General features: G+C 45.1%; 12 protein-coding genes and 1 riboswitch. Of the genes, 8 read left to right on the top strand and 4 right to left on the bottom strand.

Annotation, left to right across the window (positions count from 1 at the left end; all coding sequences use genetic code 11):
* Positions 1–2 precede the first annotated feature (2 nt).
* The 3 genes from mnmG to D0T51_RS08310 are packed head-to-tail and all read right to left on the bottom strand — an operon-like array spanning position 3 to position 3,585.
* Positions 3–1,880, bottom strand: coding sequence for a tRNA uridine-5-carboxymethylaminomethyl(34) synthesis enzyme MnmG (gene mnmG, locus D0T51_RS08320; RefSeq protein ID WP_163727839.1), 1,878 nt, complete (start codon positions 1,878–1,880; stop codon positions 3–5).
* Positions 1,881–1,900: 20 nt separating this feature from the next.
* Positions 1,901–2,341: an rRNA maturation RNase YbeY gene (gene ybeY / locus D0T51_RS08315; RefSeq protein ID WP_163727837.1), complete on the bottom strand. Its 441-nt coding sequence runs from the start codon at positions 2,339–2,341 to the stop codon at positions 1,901–1,903.
* A gap of 11 nt (positions 2,342–2,352) precedes the next feature.
* Positions 2,353–3,585, bottom strand: coding sequence for a nucleoside recognition domain-containing protein (locus tag D0T51_RS08310; RefSeq protein WP_163727835.1), 1,233 nt, complete (start codon positions 3,583–3,585; stop codon positions 2,353–2,355).
* A gap of 178 nt (positions 3,586–3,763) precedes the next feature.
* Between D0T51_RS08310 and D0T51_RS08305 the strand changes: the two genes are divergently transcribed.
* The 8 genes from D0T51_RS08305 to nrdG all read left to right on the top strand — a co-directional run bounded on the left by D0T51_RS08305 (position 3,764) and on the right by nrdG (position 15,663).
* On the top strand, positions 3,764–4,726 hold the full coding sequence (locus D0T51_RS08305) for a 2-hydroxyacid dehydrogenase family protein (RefSeq protein WP_163727832.1): 963 nt from the start codon (positions 3,764–3,766) through the stop codon (positions 4,724–4,726).
* Positions 4,727–5,036: 310 nt separating this feature from the next.
* Complete coding sequence (locus D0T51_RS08300) at positions 5,037–6,209, top strand: C1 family peptidase (protein WP_163727829.1); 1,173 nt, start codon at positions 5,037–5,039, stop codon at positions 6,207–6,209.
* Positions 6,210–6,521: 312 nt separating this feature from the next.
* On the top strand, positions 6,522–7,748 hold the full coding sequence (locus tag D0T51_RS08295) for a 3-phosphoshikimate 1-carboxyvinyltransferase (protein WP_163728000.1): 1,227 nt from the start codon (positions 6,522–6,524) through the stop codon (positions 7,746–7,748).
* A gap of 8 nt (positions 7,749–7,756) precedes the next feature.
* Positions 7,757–8,176, top strand: a complete 420-nt coding sequence (locus D0T51_RS08290; protein WP_163727827.1) for a phospholipase — start codon at positions 7,757–7,759, stop codon at positions 8,174–8,176.
* A 6-nt stretch (positions 8,177–8,182) separates the two neighbouring features.
* Positions 8,183–8,986 carry a metal ABC transporter permease gene (locus D0T51_RS08285; protein ID WP_163727824.1) on the top strand — a complete coding sequence of 268 codons (804 nt, stop codon included), beginning with the start codon at positions 8,183–8,185 and terminating at the stop codon, positions 8,984–8,986.
* Positions 8,987–9,017: 31 nt separating this feature from the next.
* Positions 9,018–12,545: a cell envelope integrity protein TolA gene (locus tag D0T51_RS08280; RefSeq protein ID WP_163727822.1), complete on the top strand. Its 3,528-nt coding sequence runs from the start codon at positions 9,018–9,020 to the stop codon at positions 12,543–12,545.
* A gap of 180 nt (positions 12,546–12,725) precedes the next feature.
* A riboswitch (cobalamin riboswitch) is annotated at positions 12,726–12,965 on the top strand.
* A gap of 147 nt (positions 12,966–13,112) precedes the next feature.
* On the top strand, positions 13,113–15,203 hold the full coding sequence (gene nrdD / locus D0T51_RS08275; RefSeq protein WP_163727819.1) for an anaerobic ribonucleoside-triphosphate reductase: 2,091 nt from the start codon (positions 13,113–13,115) through the stop codon (positions 15,201–15,203).
* On the top strand, positions 15,181–15,663 hold the full coding sequence (gene nrdG / locus D0T51_RS08270; protein ID WP_163727816.1) for an anaerobic ribonucleoside-triphosphate reductase activating protein: 483 nt from the start codon (positions 15,181–15,183) through the stop codon (positions 15,661–15,663). Before nrdD ends, nrdG begins: the two co-directional genes overlap by 23 nt.
* A 242-nt stretch (positions 15,664–15,905) precedes the next feature.
* On the opposite strand, the gene D0T51_RS08265 is transcribed toward nrdG, so the two are convergent.
* The gene (locus tag D0T51_RS08265) at positions 15,906–16,778 is read right to left on the bottom strand and encodes an AraC family transcriptional regulator (protein WP_163727813.1); all 873 of its coding nucleotides are present in this window, start codon (positions 16,776–16,778) and stop codon (positions 15,906–15,908) included.
* Positions 16,779–17,145 lie beyond the last annotated feature (367 nt).

Here is a 17,145-nt window from a genome sequence, read left to right as displayed (position 1 = left end):
TTTTATCTTCCCAAAAGTACCAATAATATATTGATGTCGCTTGGTGAAATGCCGGGAATCCGGCTAGCTTGTGCGATTGTGTCCGGGTTTATTTTATTAAGCTTTTGTCGGGCTTCGGTAGACAAAGACTGAATGGTGTTGTAGTCGAATTTGTCTTTGATGCGGATATTCTCCAAACGATTTATTTTGTCGGCAATGATTTGTTCCCGTTTGATATATCCGCTGTACTTCATCAATATCTCTGCTGCTTCCAGGATTTCTTCTTTCCGGTTAGCCGGCACTTTATTCAGTTCGGTGCGAAGGGCGGGCACGAGGGCGGACAGATTTTCTAAAGTAATTTGAGGACGAAGGACGAGGTCGATAAGTTTACATCCGTGGGAGAGGGGAGTCGTTCCGAGTTTCTCCAGTTCGCTGTTCACGTGTTGCGGTTTGATGGAATAGTTTTCCATAAAGGAGATAATCGCATCCCGACTTGCTTTTTTTGTACGAAGCAATTCTTGCCGGTCTTGTTTGGCTAAGCCTAAACGATATGCCTTTTCGGTTAGACGCATATCTGCGTCGTCCTGGCGAAGAAGGATACGGTATTCGGCCCGGGAGGTAAACATGCGGTAAGGTTCGTCCACACCTTTGGTTACAAGATCGTCAATCAATACGCCTATGTATGCTTCGTCCCGTCCCAAGACAAACGATTCTCCGCCGTGGCAATTTATATGTGCGTTTATACCGGCAATCAATCCTTGTCCTCCTGCCTCTTCATATCCGGTAGTACCGTTGATCTGTCCGGCAAAGAACAGGTTTTTGATTTGTTTCGTTTCCAAGGTATGATTCAATTGTGTCGGATCAAAGAAATCATATTCGATGGCATAGCCGGGACGATAGATGCGGATATCCCGGAATGCGGGGATCGATTGCAAGGCGCGCAATTGAATGTCCAATGGTAAAGAAGAAGAGAATCCGTTCAGGTAATATTCTTGTGTGGTCTCTCCTTCCGGTTCCAGGAAGAGTTGGTGTTGTGTTTTGTCTGCAAAAGTAACAATCTTCGTTTCAATGCTTGGGCAATAACGGGGACCGATGCTTTGGATCTGTCCGTTATATAAAGGAGAATCGGGCAATCCTTCCCGCAGTATGTCGTGTGTTGTTTCGTTGGTGTATGTCGTCCAGCAACTCAATTGGTTCAATATACGTTTGGAAGAGTCTAAATAAGAGAATTTATGGAAATCATTTTCTCCCTGTTGTTCTCCCATTTCATCGAAGTGAACGCTTCTTCCGTCTATACGAACGGGCGTTCCTGTTTTCATGCGTTCGGAACGGATACCCAAGGATACCAATTGTTCGGTGATTCCTTTGGACGCCGGTTCAGCTATACGCCCTCCGCGTATTTGCGTCCGTCCGATATGCATAAGCCCATTCAGGAATGTACCATTGGTAAGAATAACGGCTTTGCTGCGGAACTCTACCTCCATCTCTGTGCGAACCCCGCAAACACATCCGTTTTCTATAATCAATTCTTTGGCTTTGTCCTGCCAGATAGATAGGTTGTCCTGATTTTCCAAAATACCCCGCCAAACATCGATGAAACGGGCACGATCGCTTTGTGCCCGCGGGCTCCACATGGCCGGTCCTTTGCTCCGGTTCAACATCCGGAACTGGATGGCTGTCCGGTCGGTAACAATACCCATAAAACCTCCCAAAGCATCGATTTCACGGACAATTTGCCCTTTGGCAATACCTCCGATAGCCGGGTTACAACTCATTTGGGCTATTTTGTTCATGTCCATTGTTATCAACAAGGTCTTGGAGCCCAGGTTAGCAGCGGCAGCAGCGGCTTCACAACCGGCGTGTCCTGCGCCTACAACAATTATATCATATTTAAAATCCATATCTTCTTTTGTTATCCGGATTATCTGTTTTCATCTAAATAGGCAGTAGGCAATAAAGCCAATGCTTTGTTTTCATTTTCTTCCATTATCTCCCTTTCACCGGGACCTTTGTCATTTATTCCGCATAAATGAAGCACGCCGTGGATGATTGTCCGGTGTAACTCTTCGTTGTATGTCGTGTGGAAAGATTCCGCATTTGTCCGGACTGTATCCAGGCTGATAAAAAGGTCTCCGGAAATCTTGTTTTCTTCGGTGTAATCGAAAGAAATGATATCTGTATAGTAGTCGTGTTGCAAGTATTGCCGGTTTACCTCCAGTATCTTTTCGTCGGAGCAAAAGATATAGGTGATATCCCCCACTTTTTTATCGTATCCACCGGCTACTTCTTTGATCCAATTACTTACAATCCGCTTCTTTATCGAAGGGAAAGAGATCTCTTCTGCGTAAAATCTTATTGCCATTTTTATATAGTTTATCCAAAGAATACATAAGTCAATGCGATCGCTGCGATGGCACCGGCCAGATCGGCCAACAGAGACAACTGTACCGTATACCGGGCATTCCGAATCGCCACACTTCCGTAATACAATGCGACCACGTATAATGTGGTATCGGTGGACCCTTGTACGACGGATACTAATCGGCCCACAAACGAATCGGCTCCATAGGTCTGCATGGCGTCGATCATTAAGCCGCGGGCGCCACTCCCACTCAGCGGTTTCATCAGGATCGTAGGCAATCCTTCCACAAACCGGGTATCCATACCCAGGGAAGAGACACCGAGGCGAACCCCTTCGATGATGAAATCCATCGCTCCGGAAGCACGGAAAACCCCGATACCAACCAGGATAGCCACCAGGTAAGGAACAATGGTGATAGCCGTTTGGAAACCTTCTTTGGCCCCTTCGATAAAAGCATCGTATACATTTATCTTTTTCCGGATGCCACTGATAAGAAACCCGCATATAATAGAAAAGAGAAGTGTGTTTGCAAAAAGGGTGGAATACAGAGCCACCTGTTCTTGTTCCAGGCTGTTAAACAACCAGACCAATCCCCCGATAAATAAGGCGAGCCCTCCGAAAAAGAACAACAGATTCTTCTGGAATACATTGATCCGTTGTTTGAGACATACCGCTAATATGGCTACCAGGGTGGAGGTGAAGGTCGCCAGCATAATAGGAAGGAATATATCCGACGGGTTGGCCGCCTGTTGTTGCGCCCGGTACATCATGATGGTTATAGGAATGAGAGTAAGTCCTGATGCGTTGATACACAGGAACATAATCATTGGATTGCTGGCGGTTTCTTTCTCTTTGTTCAATGCCTGCAGTTCTTGCATGGCCTTTAACCCCATGGGGGTTGCCGCATTGTCCAGCCCCAACAGGTTGGCTGATATATTCATGAAAATGGAACCGGTAACCGGATGATCTTTGGGTATATCCGGAAATAACTTTGTGAATACGGGAGCTCCTAAGCGGGCAAAAGTCTGAATCACCCCTCCTTTTTCTCCGATTTTCATAATCCCTAACCAAAGAGTCAATACGCCGGTCAGGCCCAGGGATATCTCAAATCCGTCTTTTGCAGAAAGAAAAGAGGCATTGATAATGTCTGTAAATACAGCGGTATCCCCTCCAAAGATCAGTTTGCACAGAGCAACCAGAAAGGCAATAAGGAAAAAAGCGACCCAGATGTAATTTAAAACCATACTTCTTCGCATTGAGGATTGACCATTGAGTATCGACAAGGAGCCTCTCATTGCCCTTGTCCATTTTTTGTTTGCAAAGAGGAATTCACGCTTTGCCCTGCAAAAGTACAATTTCTTCTTTGCATTACGGGGTTGTTTATTTAATTTTGACCCGTATAAATAGAGTATAATGAGTCAGATGAGGAAGATTTTAGTTACTTATGACATGTTCCGGGAAGGTTTTGCGGAATTAGAGGATAAATATGAAGTTACTTTTCCGCTCGGAAGAGATTTTACGTATGACGAGGTGTATGAAATGATTCCGGAGTATGATGTTTTATGCTCCATGTTTGATTTTCCGGTAAACAAAGAACTGATGGACAGAGCTTCCCGATTAACGCTTGTGGCCAATTATGCCGTGGGGTATAATAATATCGATGTTGCCTATGCCCTGGAAAAAGGAATTGCCGTTGCCAATACCCCTGATCCGGTGACTGCTCCTACGGCAAACCTGGCTTTGGGACTGATGATAGATACCGCCCGCCGGATTACGGAATGCGACCGGAAGTTAAGAACATTGGGGCGGGATATGAAAGTGGGTGTGTTGGAGAACCTGGGTGTTTCGCTTGGCGGACAGACATTGGGCATCATCGGCATGGGACGCATTGGCAAAGCCTTGGCTAAAAGAGCGAATGCCTGTGATATGAAGGTGGTTTATCATAACCGTCACCGGCTGACGGTGGAAGAAGAAGCGAAATGGAATGTCACCTACGTAAATAAAGAAACACTTTTGTCGGAGGCAGACTTTGTTTCGTTGAATGCTCCTTATACGCCTGAAACCTACCATATTATCGGAGAACCCGAATTATGCAAGATGAAACCTTCTGCCATTCTGATCAATACCGCCCGGGGGCCTATGGTAGATGAAGCCGCCTTGATCAAGGCTTTGCAGGAAGGGCGTATCCGTGGAGCCGGTCTGGATGTTTTCGAACAGGGGGATTTCCCTTCTCCCGAGTTACTTGAGATGGAGAATGTCGTGCTTACGCCACATATCGGTACACAAACATTGGATACGCGTATACTGATGGCCAAGACGGTAAGCAATAATGTGATTGGTTTTCTGGAAGGCGATCGCCCGGTCTCCCGGGTTATGCATGCCTGATACCTGAAAAAAAGGATAAAAAACAGGGCTTTGGGGGTTCAATCAAAAGGTTTTTTTGTTTTTTTTATTTTAAACGGTTTCACCGCCTTTTATAAATAGTTTGACCTTTCCGGAAGGGGAAGCGTGTGTAAGTGTGTCAGGGCTTTGGTAAATCCGTTTCTCTGAACGATTCTTATGGGTGAAAATAAACGGTTTCACCGACTGTTTTCAAGAGAAGGATAAGGAGTGAATTCTTTGTGAAAATAAATATAAAACTTCTGCAAAGAGGAGGGGAGAAAAGTAGTTCGTTTATCATCAAATAATAGAATATATGAAATCATTCATTTTTATTTTTTATGCGTCAATTTTTTCTGTGTTTGGCGTAAGTGCACAAGGTTATCAGTTTACAGAAGTACATCGTTTGCCTGCCACCCCGGTGAAGGATCAGGCGTCTACAGGAACATGCTGGTGTTTTGCCACCGTTTCTTTTCTGGAGTCGGAATTGCTTCGCCAGGGGAAAGGGACCTATGATTTATCCGAAATGTTTCTGGTGCGACAGAAATATAAGAATCAATTGCAAGACAATTATGTACGTCAGGGAAAAGGAAATATCGGACAGGGAAGCCTTTCGCATACGGCTAAACGCGCCTTTAAGCAGGTAGGTATTGTGCCGGAGGAAGTATATACGGGAATCAATTACGGTTCCGCTCGGCATAACCACACGGAGATGGTGGCCTTTATGGAAAGTATAGCCGGGAAAGCGGTCGATATGAAAAAACGAAGCCCGCAATATGAAAAATTGATGGAGAACCTGTTCGATACCTATATGGGCGAATTGCCGGAGACATTCACCTATAAAGGCAAAGAATACACGCCTCAATCCTTTGCCGCCTCGTTGGAATTAGATATGGATAATTATGTCGAACTGACCAGTTTCACCCATCAGCCTTATTATGCAGCCTTTGATCTGGAGGTGCCGGATAACTGGGAGCATGAGTCTATCTATAACCTGCCTTTGCAGGAGTTGATGGAGACCCTGAATCATTCCCTGAAGAGTGGTTATACGGTTTGTTGGGACGGAGATGTGAGTGAAAAGGGATTCTCTTTCGCGCAGGGAGTAGCCATTCATCCGGAAGTAACGGATATGGACGATTATGCCACTACGGACCGGGCTCGTTTCGAGCAGATGGATCCCCGCAGCCGCTTGGCTGAAGTCTATAAGTTTGAACGCCCTTACCCGGAAGTCAAAGTAACCCCTGTGATTCGTCAACACGGATATGAATCATTTGTTACCACAGATGATCACCTGATGCATATCACCGGGCTGACAAAAGACCAAAACGGAACAATTTATTATATCACCAAAAATTCATGGGGTACGGACCGCAATAAATTTGGCGGTTATCTCTATATGTCAGAGAGCTATGTACAGGCCAAAACTATTTTTATAATGGTGCATAAAGAGGCGATACCGGATCATATAAAGTCGAAATTAGGTATCTGATCCCCGCTTAAACAATCGATACCTTTGCCTAAGGGCAATGCGTTTTACCGGGTCTATTCTGTTGCCGATGGGCATCGGCAATATTGACGAAGCTGTTCAGCAATATTGCCGAACGTGATCAGCAATATTGTCGATGCCCATCGGCAACAGAATGGACCCTTGTTTTTTCAAGTCCATAACCACCTGTCCTGAATCCATAAAAGTTTACGAATCAAGGATTTATCGCATGGAAAGAATAAAGTAAGTATAAAACATATTCATATGGTGGAATAAATCCGTACTTTTGTATGTTGAAAAAGAAAGGCAATGAACATGAGTTATACGGTGAAAGCTCCGGAATGTCCGATCCGAGTATCTATACAACTGCCCGCATCTAAGAGTATCAGCAACCGGGTTTTGATATTGAGTGCATTGAGTTATAGTAGCTACGAAATACAAAACCTGGCGGATTGTGATGATACACAGGTGATGGTAGAGGCCTTGTCTTCGAATGAAAGAGATTTTGATGTCAAAGCGGCCGGTACATCTATGCGCTTTCTCACGGCTTTCCTCAGCAAGGTGGTTGGCGAATGGACGATTACCGGAACGGAACGGATGAAGAACAGACCCATCCGGATACTGGTAGATGCATTGAATGCATTGGGAGCCCGTGTTGAATATATGGAAAAGGAGGGATATCCTCCTTTGCGTATTTATGGGAGCGCTTTACAGGGAGGGGAGATTTCTTTGGCCGGTGATGTGAGCTCTCAGTATATTTCAGCCTTATTGATGATTGCTCCCCTGACAGAAAAAGGAGTCAGTCTCCGGCTGGAGGGAAAGGTAATCTCCAAACCCTATATTCGGTTGACCCTGCAACTGATGGAAGCCTTCGGGGTGAAAGCGATATGGAAAGATTCGACTATCCGCATTTCTCCCCAGGAATATACACCTATACCTTTTACGGTTGAATCCGACTGGAGTGCCGCTTCTTATTGGTATGCGATCATGGCTGTTGCTCCCAAGGCCGAGATAGAACTCCTGGGCTTGTTTAAGCAAAGTCAGCAGGGAGATGCTGCCGGGGCTGCCCTCTTTGCCCGTTTGGGGGTTGGCACTACGTATACAAACCGCGGGGTCGTTCTAAAGAAGAACGGGAACAAATGTGAGAAGCTGGCTTACGACTTTGTCAATGAGCCGGATCTGGCTCAGACATTTGTCGTTACCTGTATCTGCCTGCAAATCCCCTTTCGGTTTACAGGTTTGCAGAGTTTAAAGATCAAAGAAACAGACCGGATCGAAGCTTTGATAAACGAATGCCGTAAATTGGGTTATTTACTGAAAGCGAGTAACAACAGTATATTGGAATGGAACGGAGAGCGGTGTGAGCCGGAAGTGAATCCTGTAATTGCGACCTATGAAGATCATCGGATGGCTATGGCTTTTGCTCCTCTCTGCCTACATTTGCAAGCGGGGATAAAGATTGCAAACCCGGGTGTTGTCTCCAAGAGTTACCCCCGTTTTTGGGAAGATATGGAAACTGCGGGTTTTAAAATAGTTAAATAGGACTGACTATGTGGTATATTATTCTTGGCCTTATTTTATTAGGGGGGATCGCTGCCGTATTGGGTTACTTCCGCAACAAGAAGTTCGAAGAGATGCTGGAGCGGGGAGAGATCACGGAAATACCGGAAGCGCAAGAGATTCCGGAAGAGTGTTGCGGGCAACATCAATTATGTGAACGTGACAGTCTATTGGCTGCCGTTAGTAAAGAGATTGAATATTATGAAGATGAAGACTTGGATCGTTTCCGGGGCATAGAAGCGGATGCGTATAGTGAAGAGGCTGTTCGTGAGTTTCGCGAAATTCTTTTCACCTTACAGGAGATAGAAGTAGCCGGCTGGTTAAGGAGTTTGCAGTTGCGGGCTATAAACCTACCCGATGCATTGAAAGACGAGGCTTTTCTTATAATAGGAGAAAGGCGGATACACTAAAATCATATGGAGATACTTCAGTATACTTTTTTTCAACATGCTCTGATCGGTAGTTTACTGACAGCGATTGCCTGTGGGATTGTCGGCACCTATGTGGTGGCTCGTCGCCTGGTCTTCATCAGCGGAGGCATTACGCATGCTTCTTTTGGCGGCCTGGGACTTGGTTTCTATATGGGGATGAATCCGGTTTGCATGGCCTTGGTCTTTTCGGTTTTTTCCGCTTGGGGAGTGGAATGGGTCAGTAGGACACAGCACATACGGGAAGACTCCGCCATTGCGGGTATCTGGTCACTGGGCATGGCGCTGGGAGTGATCTTTATCTTTCTGACTCCGGGTTATGCACCGAACCTTTCGGCTTATTTGTTTGGAAATATACTGACAATCACACAGATGGATATTGTTTGGATCGGGCTGCTTTCTTTCTGTCTGATTCTTTTATTTGCCTGTTACCTGAAAGAGATAGTCTATGTTGCTTTTGACAGGGATTTTGCCGTGACACAAGGATTACCTGTTCGTTTTATCGAATATATGATGATGTCTTTGGTGGCCGTAACCATTGTACTCTCTATCCGGCTGGTGGGCATTATGTTATTAATGAGTCTGTTGACCCTTCCGCAGATAACGACCAACCTTTTCACGTCCGATTTCCGGAAGATCATCTATGGAAGCGTTGGCCTTGGTTTCCTGGCTTGTGTCGTTGGATTGGCTTTGTCTTATTTGTTTAATGTCCCTTCCGGAGCCTTTATCATTCTTGTATTGGTGGTTCTCTTTTTACTCGCTAAAGCAATAAAACAACTGATTCGGCGTTAATAGAAAGACATATTTTGTCGTAGCCTATAAAATGAAGAAAGGTTTTTACATCATATTATCCTCAGTTGCGATATTCCTGTTGGGATCCTGTAATACACAGAAGAACACCCGGTTTAATCGCTTTTATCATTCCTTTACCACACGGTATAATATCTATTACAACGGAAAGGTCTCGTTCGACGAGCAGTTAGACGCCATGCATAAGGGCTATAAGGAGAATTATACGGAGAGGATATTTATGTACCCCATCAGCGCGCAACCCAAAGACAAAATGGAGCCGGGAGGCCCTTTTGACCGCGCTATTGAGAAAAGTAACAAAGCAATCAAACTTCATTCGCTGCAAACAAAGCCGACTAAAAAACCCGGCTGGCGCAATAAACCGAAGCAGGTAGCTTGGCAGGAACAGGAAGAGTATAACCCCTTCCTGAAGAACAGTTGGTTGATGCTGGGACAAGGACAATTCTATAATGCCGATTTCTTACAGGCCTCGGCAACCTTCTCTTATATAGCCCGTCATTATGCCCACGACGCGGAGGTGGTGGCCGAAGCACGGATGTGGCAGGCACGGAGCTATGCGGAATTGGGATGGTTCTACGAGGCAGAAGATATCCTGGGGAAATTGAATACGAATGGTATCCCCAAGAAAAACCTGAAACAATATGCTGCGGTAAATGCGGATTACCTGATAAAAGAACAACGTTTCGAAGAAGCTGTCCCTTATTTATTGACAGCGATAAAAGGGGAGAAGAAGAAGTTGCAACGGACACGTATGAAGTATCTTCTGGGGCAGATCTATACCGATATGGGCATGAATGGATTGGCCTATGATATGTTCCGGCAGGTAGCTGGTGCCAATCCTCCGTATGAGTTGGAGTTCGCCGCCCGTATCCGTCAGACGGAGGTATTCTCGGGGAACAATTACCAGAAAGTCGTCAAGTCGCTCGAACGAATGGCTAAGAACGATAAAAATAAAGATTTCCTGGATCAGGTGTATTATGCAATTGGGAATGTCTACCTGAACAGGGAAGATACGGTGAATGCCCTTGTCAATTATGAGTTGGCCGTAGAGAAGAGTACCCAGAATGGTATGGACAAGGCCATTGCTCAGATAAAATTGGGCGATCTTTATTTCACGATGCGCGATTACATCAAGGCGCAGCCTCACTTTAGCGGTGCATTAGCCGGTATCAACAAAGAACATAAAGACTACAAACGGGTGGATAAACTCTCTTCCATTCTGGACGAACTGGTTATACATGTAGAAGCTGTTCAATTGCAGGATAGCTTGCAGACCTTAGCCCGTATGCCGGAACCCGAACGCTTGGCTGTGATCGATAAGATCATCGAACAGGTGATCAAAGAAGAGGAAGAAGCCAAAGCCTTAGCCGAAAAAGAAGCCTACCTGGCCGAACAACAGGGTTTGGGATCGGGCATAAACCGGCCGGGAACCGAGACCAATGTCAATATATTACCCATAGGAGGAGACGGTACATTCTATTTCTATAACACACAAGCGGTGGCACAGGGGAAAGCACAATTTCAACGCCGCTGGGGAAGACGCCCCTTGGAAGATGACTGGCGTCGTTTGAAGAAGACTTTCTCAACCTTTGAAGAAATAGATCCGCAGGCAAAAGAAACGGAGCTGGGTGAACAACTTGCAGGGGCAGATTCGATATCGATTCAGGGAGATAGTCTGCAGGCAGAAAATGCGGTTGCCGAACTTTCTGATGACCCGAAGACGCGTGAATATTACATACAACAACTGCCCCTGACACCGGAAGACATAGATGCCTCGAATGTGATCATTGTAGATGGGTTGTATAATATGGCAATGATCTATAAGGATAAACTGGAAGATCTGCCTTTGGCAATAGAAGGTTTTGATACGTTGGAACGTCGTTTCCCGGAGAATGAACATCGGTTGGAAAGTTATTACCAGGTATACCTGATGGCTTTGCGTTTGGAAGATACCGTATTGGCAGAAGCTGCCAAGAACAAATTAATGCATTTATTCCCGGAAAGCGATTATGCCGTAGCCGTAGCCGACCCGGATTATATGTATAACATCCGCATGATGGACGTTGTACAGGATTCGATTTATGAATTGACTTACAACGCTTATCTGGCAGGAGACGTGAACCGTGTGCAGAAGAATTATAAAGAGATCAACAAAAAATATCCGCTGGCGAAATTGATGCCTAAATTCATGTTCCTGGACGCATTGACCTATGTGGAAACAGCAGATGTGGAAGGATTCAAAGAAGCACTCAAGGCTTTATTGGAGAAATATCCGGATGCGGACGTGAGTGAGTTGGCAGGAGAGATGCTGAAAGGCGTATTGCGGGGACGTGCCCTTGTGCAGGGTAATGTGCGTGGGATGACATGGGACCTGCGCTTTGGTGGAGAAGGAGAGATTTCTGCTGCCGATTCGGCCCGTACCTTTGTAGCTGAAAAGAATAGCCCTCATCGCATGATGTTGGTATTCCCTACGGGAAGTATAGACCGCAACCAATTGCTTTTTGCTGTTGCTGCTTACAACTTTGCCAACTTTATGGTGAAAGAGGTTGACCTGACCTTTGAAGAGGCCGGCCCGCTCACGATGTTAATGATCACAGGCTTTTATAACTTCGATGAGATCTATCAATACTATAAGATGATCTACGGGGCAGAAGGATATGCAACCGCCCTGAGCCGCGATGTTATCGTACTGCCTATATCGCAAGATAACTATGAGACATTGATGCGTGGCAAGACATTGGATGACTATGTATCCTTCTTCGATGAACACTTCTCTGAAGAAGCTCCCGATGTAGTGGCCCGCTGGTTGGCCCGTATGGATGCGGACGAAGAAGAGCAAATAGAAGAAAGCCTGGAAGAAACACCGGTTGAAGAAGAACCGGTAACCTCTGTTGTGACCGAACAAGAGACTGAAGAGGAGACCGAAGAAGAAGAGGTACAGGAAGAAGAGGAAGAAACCGATCTGACAGAGATCCAATCGGCAGAAGGGGGAGTCAGCTTTGTGACAAAAGATACCGTAGCTGTGGAAACGGAAGATACCGTCGTTATCGTCTCTACTCCTGTCAAAGACAAAGGGCTTACCTTGAAAGACATAGAAGAGATCCGCAAGCGGGAAGAAGAAGAAAGAATAACACGGGAAGAAGAAGAACGCCTGAAGCGGGAAGCCGAACTCCTGATAGAAAAAGAATTGCAGGAACAACAACAACGCAACCGGGAGATTTTGCAGAAAAAACGCAAAGAGGAAGAAGAGGCCTTGTTGAAAGCCAAAGAAAAACAAGAAAAACAACTTCAACTCGACCGGAAAGCAAAATTGAAACAAGCCGAAGCCGATCGTAAGGCAAAAGAAAAGGCAAGTATAGCACTTCAAAAGGAGAAGGAACGCGCCTATAAGGAACGCCTGAAAAAGCAGGAGAAAGAACAGAAGGAGAAGGAACGTGCCTACATCCGTAAACTGAAAGAAAAAGAAAAGGCCCGCAATGCACTCCTGAAAGCCAAAGAAGCCGAGCAGAAAGCCAAAGCGAAGCAGAATAAGCGGAAGTAAAAAGACAATATACTATCCAACATAATTCAACCTTTTGGAAATCTTTTTAATGACTCCTTGTTCGAGAGTTTTCCCGAAAAATAATTAATGCGCTGATTTACTGATATGGCAATTGCCTGTTGATAACTTTTTATTGCCAAAAAGGAAAACATCATAGGAGGATGTATATACTTTTCCTTACCTTTGCTCCTAAGATACGGTTCCGATACTTCGGATGAAAAGGGAACCGGGTGAAAGTCCCGGACTATCCCCGTAGCTGTAAGTTTCATAAAGAAGGTTGAATAAAATAGCCACTGGTACAACCCCCATTTCTCGTTGAGAATGGGTTCCTATTCTCCCTTGCTTCGCAAGAGGACATCCGCCGGGAAGGCATTCAATCTGAAACAAGTCAGAAGACCTGCCGTAGATACAAACGATTCGGGCTTTCGGGTGAAAAGCAAAAGGACGAACTTTAGCAGAAGTATATATTCTATAACCGTTGGATATCTCTCCTGTTTCGCCTCTTCTCTTCTTCAGTCCAGCCCATTGCATGTAGTGTGTAGATAAATCAATTAATAAAGCAATATTATGGACTTAGTTATTGTCAAAAGAGATGGGAAAAAGGAGACGTTCTCCCTGGAAAAAATCAAAAAGGCTATTGCCAAGGCATTCTTATCGGTAGGAAGTTTTGCAACAGAAGATGTGATCACGAATATACTATGCCGGGTAAACATCAAAAACGAAACAACGGTAGAAGATATTCAAAACCAAGTGGAGGTCGCGCTTATGGCAGAACGTTATTATGCCGTAGCCAAAGCTTATATGCTTTACCGACAGAAACATACGGAAGACAGGGAAGTGCGTGACAAATTGCAATTCCTTATGGAATATTGCGATGCCAAGAACGCAGCTACCGGCAGTAAGTACGACTCCAATGCCAACGTAGAAAACAAAAACATGGCGACCCTTATCGGGGAATTGCCTAAGTCTAATTTCATCCGCCTGAACCGCCGTATGCTTACCGACCGGTTGAAAGATATGTTCGGGAAAGAGGTATCAGACAAATATATCGAATTGCTTAATAATCACTTTATCTATAAAAACGACGAAACAAGCCTGGCTAACTACTGTGCCAGCATCACCATGTACCCCTGGTTAATCAACGGGACAATGGCTATCGGAGGGAATTCGAAGGCTCCGACCAACCTGAAATCTTTCTGTGGAGGTTTTGTCAATATGGTGTTCATGGTTTCGAGCATGTTGAGCGGCGCTTGTGCCACCCCGGAGTTCCTGATGTATATGAACTACTTTATCGGACTGGAGTATGGAGACGACTATTACCTGGAGGCCGATAAAGTGGTCGACCTGTCCAGGAAACAACGTTCCCTCGATAAAGTGATCACCGATTATTTCGAACAAATCGTCTATTCTATCAACCAGCCTACCGGGGCGCGCAACTTCCAGGCCGTGTTCTGGAACATCTCTTATTACGATAAATACTATTTCGAAAGCCTTTTCGGTAACTTCGTATTCCCCAACGGAAGTGCCCCTCATTGGGAATCACTCAGCTGGTTGCAGAAGCGCTTCATGAAATGGTTCAACGAAGAACGTACCCGCGCCATCCTTACATTTCCCGTAGAAACAATGGCTCTATTAACCGAAAATGGGGACACAAAAGACAAGGAGTATGGCGATTTTACAGCACAAATGTATAGCGAAGGGCATTCCTTCTTCACCTATATGAGCGACAATGCCGATTCCTTGAGTAGCTGCTGCCGCCTGCGTAACGAGATTCAGGACAACGGCTTCAGTTACACGCTTGGAGCCGGCGGGGTCTCTACCGGTTCGAAAAGCGTATTGACCATCAACCTCAACCGCTGCATACAAAGTGCCGTCAAGAAAGGATATCCCTATCAGTTCTTTCTTGAAGAGGTGGTCGACCTGGTGCATAAAGTACAACTCTCTTACAACGAGAATCTCAAGTATATGCATCAGAAAGGCATGTTACCTTTGTTCGATGCGGGTTATATCAATATGAACCGTCAATACCTCACCATTGGTGTAAACGGACTTGTGGAAGCAGCCGAATTCCTGGGCATCGAGATCAATGACAATGCACGGTATACCGACTTTGTACAAGAAGTGCTCGGCATTATCGAGGACTACAACAAACGTTACCGCACCAAAGAGGTTATGTTCAACTGTGAAATGATCCCTGCCGAAAACGTAGGCGTAAAGCATGCCAAATGGGATCGCCGCGATGGGTATAAGGTGAACCGCGATTGCTACAACAGCTATTTCTATATCGTAGAAGACGAATCATTAAACATCATTGACAAATTCCGCCTCCACGGACGTAAGTATATCGAGCATTTGACGGGAGGTTCCGCTTTGCACCTCAACCTCGAAGAGCACCTCAGTAAAGAACAATACCGTCAGCTATTGCGTGTCTCCACCCAGGAAGGATGTAACTATTTTACCTTTAACATACCCAACACCGTCTGTAACGATTGTGGGCATATAAGCAAGCGCAACCTCAAGGAATGTCCTTCCTGCCAAAGCAAGAATGTCGACTACCTTACCCGCATCATTGGCTATATGAAACGTATCAGTAACTTCTCTCAACCCCGGCAGAAGGAAGCCGCAGAAAGACACTATGCTTCAGTACGTCAGTTATGATATTGTCTTTCAGGAGATCCCCCAGGAGGTGACGCTCGCTATTAATCTTTCCAACTGTCCGAACAGATGCAAAGGTTGTCACAGCGCTTACCTCATGCAGAACACCGGTGAAGTACTTACCGAAGAGACACTCGATATTCTTCTCCTTACCTATGGAAGTGCTATAACCTGTGTCTGCTTTATGGGAGGAGATGCCGATCCGGCAGAGGTGGAACGACTCTCCGTCTACCTGCACGCACGCACCCAAGGACGCTTGAAGACCGGATGGTACTCCGGTAAAAAAGAGTTACCGCCAGATTGCTCTGTGGCCCATTTCGATTATATCAAAATCGGACCCTATATAGAGCAACTGGGGGGACTGGACTCGCCGACAACCAACCAACGCTTCTACCGTATCGATGCCGGTCAACTCATAGACATGACCCATTGGTTCCAGCGCAATAGAAAAATATCTGTTTAATCACTAACCATTAATCGTTAATCGTTAGTTGACTCTTCCTCAAATTAAGAAATTCAAGCCTTGTATTAGGAAATTGTTGAAAAAATAGTACATTTGTGCACAGTCTGAAGGGGTAGGAGTAGCGGTTCTGTCACTTACCAAGAGACGGAACGGTCGCTTTTTAGGTATACGACTGACGCAGCAAATGTATGCCTTTTCTTCTTTAAAATGATTCTGCAAACTCCCTGTTGATTTCACAAATATTAGCTGTTTGTATCTTTTTTATGAAAAGTGGATACTCTTTTTCGGATCCTGCCGGGCGAATCCCCGAGATTTTTTTTGCAAAAGTCCGAAAACTGAGGAAGGGAAAGGAATCCTTGCTCCTCGGCAATCTGCCGGAAGGCTTTTTGGGTGGTGTTGATCTCGTGGTAGATCAGTTCTACCCTTTTCTTTTTCATCCATTTGTATGCCGATACTCCAAAAGCCTTTTTGAACTTCGTGTCGAAGTTGGAGAGACTACAAGCATAAAGCTGGGCAAACTCGTTCACTTTCTTCACCTTACGGTAATTCTGCAAGATGAATTCCGTAAAGGACGAGCTCTCATGCAATATAGGATAAAAGAAAGCCGCCAGCTCTTCCTTTGTATAATAAGCGCGCAATAATAGAAAAAACTCCTCTGTTTTCAATTTCATATACTCCGTACAGAGAAGGCTTCCCTTCAGGTTAGCCGTCAACCCTTGTATATAGGTCTGTAAGACCTGTTTTACACACAAAGAAGCCGGTTTCTCCTCTGCCGATACAGCTACCTCTTTTAGCTGGTTGAGCGAAAAATGGCTGCACAGGCGGAAGTTCTCCCGGATACGTAGAACGAGTATGGATACCCCCTTTTTTGTCTCCGCCTTGAAGCGGGTGCCCGGAGCAAAAAGCATCATATTTCCCGCGTGTAATTCTTTGTGAAGTGTGAAATCAAAAGAGATATGCATATTTCCTTCAAGGATAATCATGACTTCGGTGGCCTGGATGGTATCAGTCCATTCTGTAATAGATGGACGACGTTTGACTTCAATAAAAAAGTTTGTTTCCTGTTTGTTGGTGGAACAAGCCTGATTTTCGGCTGTATATAACACATTATTCATATAACACTGTTAATTAGGTGTTTACATTTTGTTTACTTTCTTTTTCCTGCAAAGGAGGAGAAATACATTTTTCCACTTCCTTTTGGGGAGAAGGATCTGAGGGCCTTCCTCTTCCTCTTTTTCTCTTCTTCTCTAAGGGTCTGTTTTTCCTATTCGTTTTTAGTTGGTTTTTTAACAAATATTAAAAACATATAACTATCAGTCCGTCAGCGCAAAAGCCCCTCCCCTTAGTTCGTTCCGTCTCTTGGTAAGTGACAGAACGGCAACCGTTGTTGTAATAGGCTTGAAATGAATAGAATAACCGTTTACAAAAAATAAAACAAAAAAAAGGAGGAAAAAATGAAAACAAAAACAGGTACTCGCCACG

It is taken from the genome of Parabacteroides sp. 52 (assembly GCF_010500925.1).
In the GTDB taxonomy this organism is placed as follows: Bacteria; Bacteroidota; Bacteroidia; order Bacteroidales; family Tannerellaceae; genus QVMG01.
The sequence above is the reverse complement of the archived record's forward strand: the minus strand, read 5'-3'. Positions and strand labels throughout refer to the sequence as shown.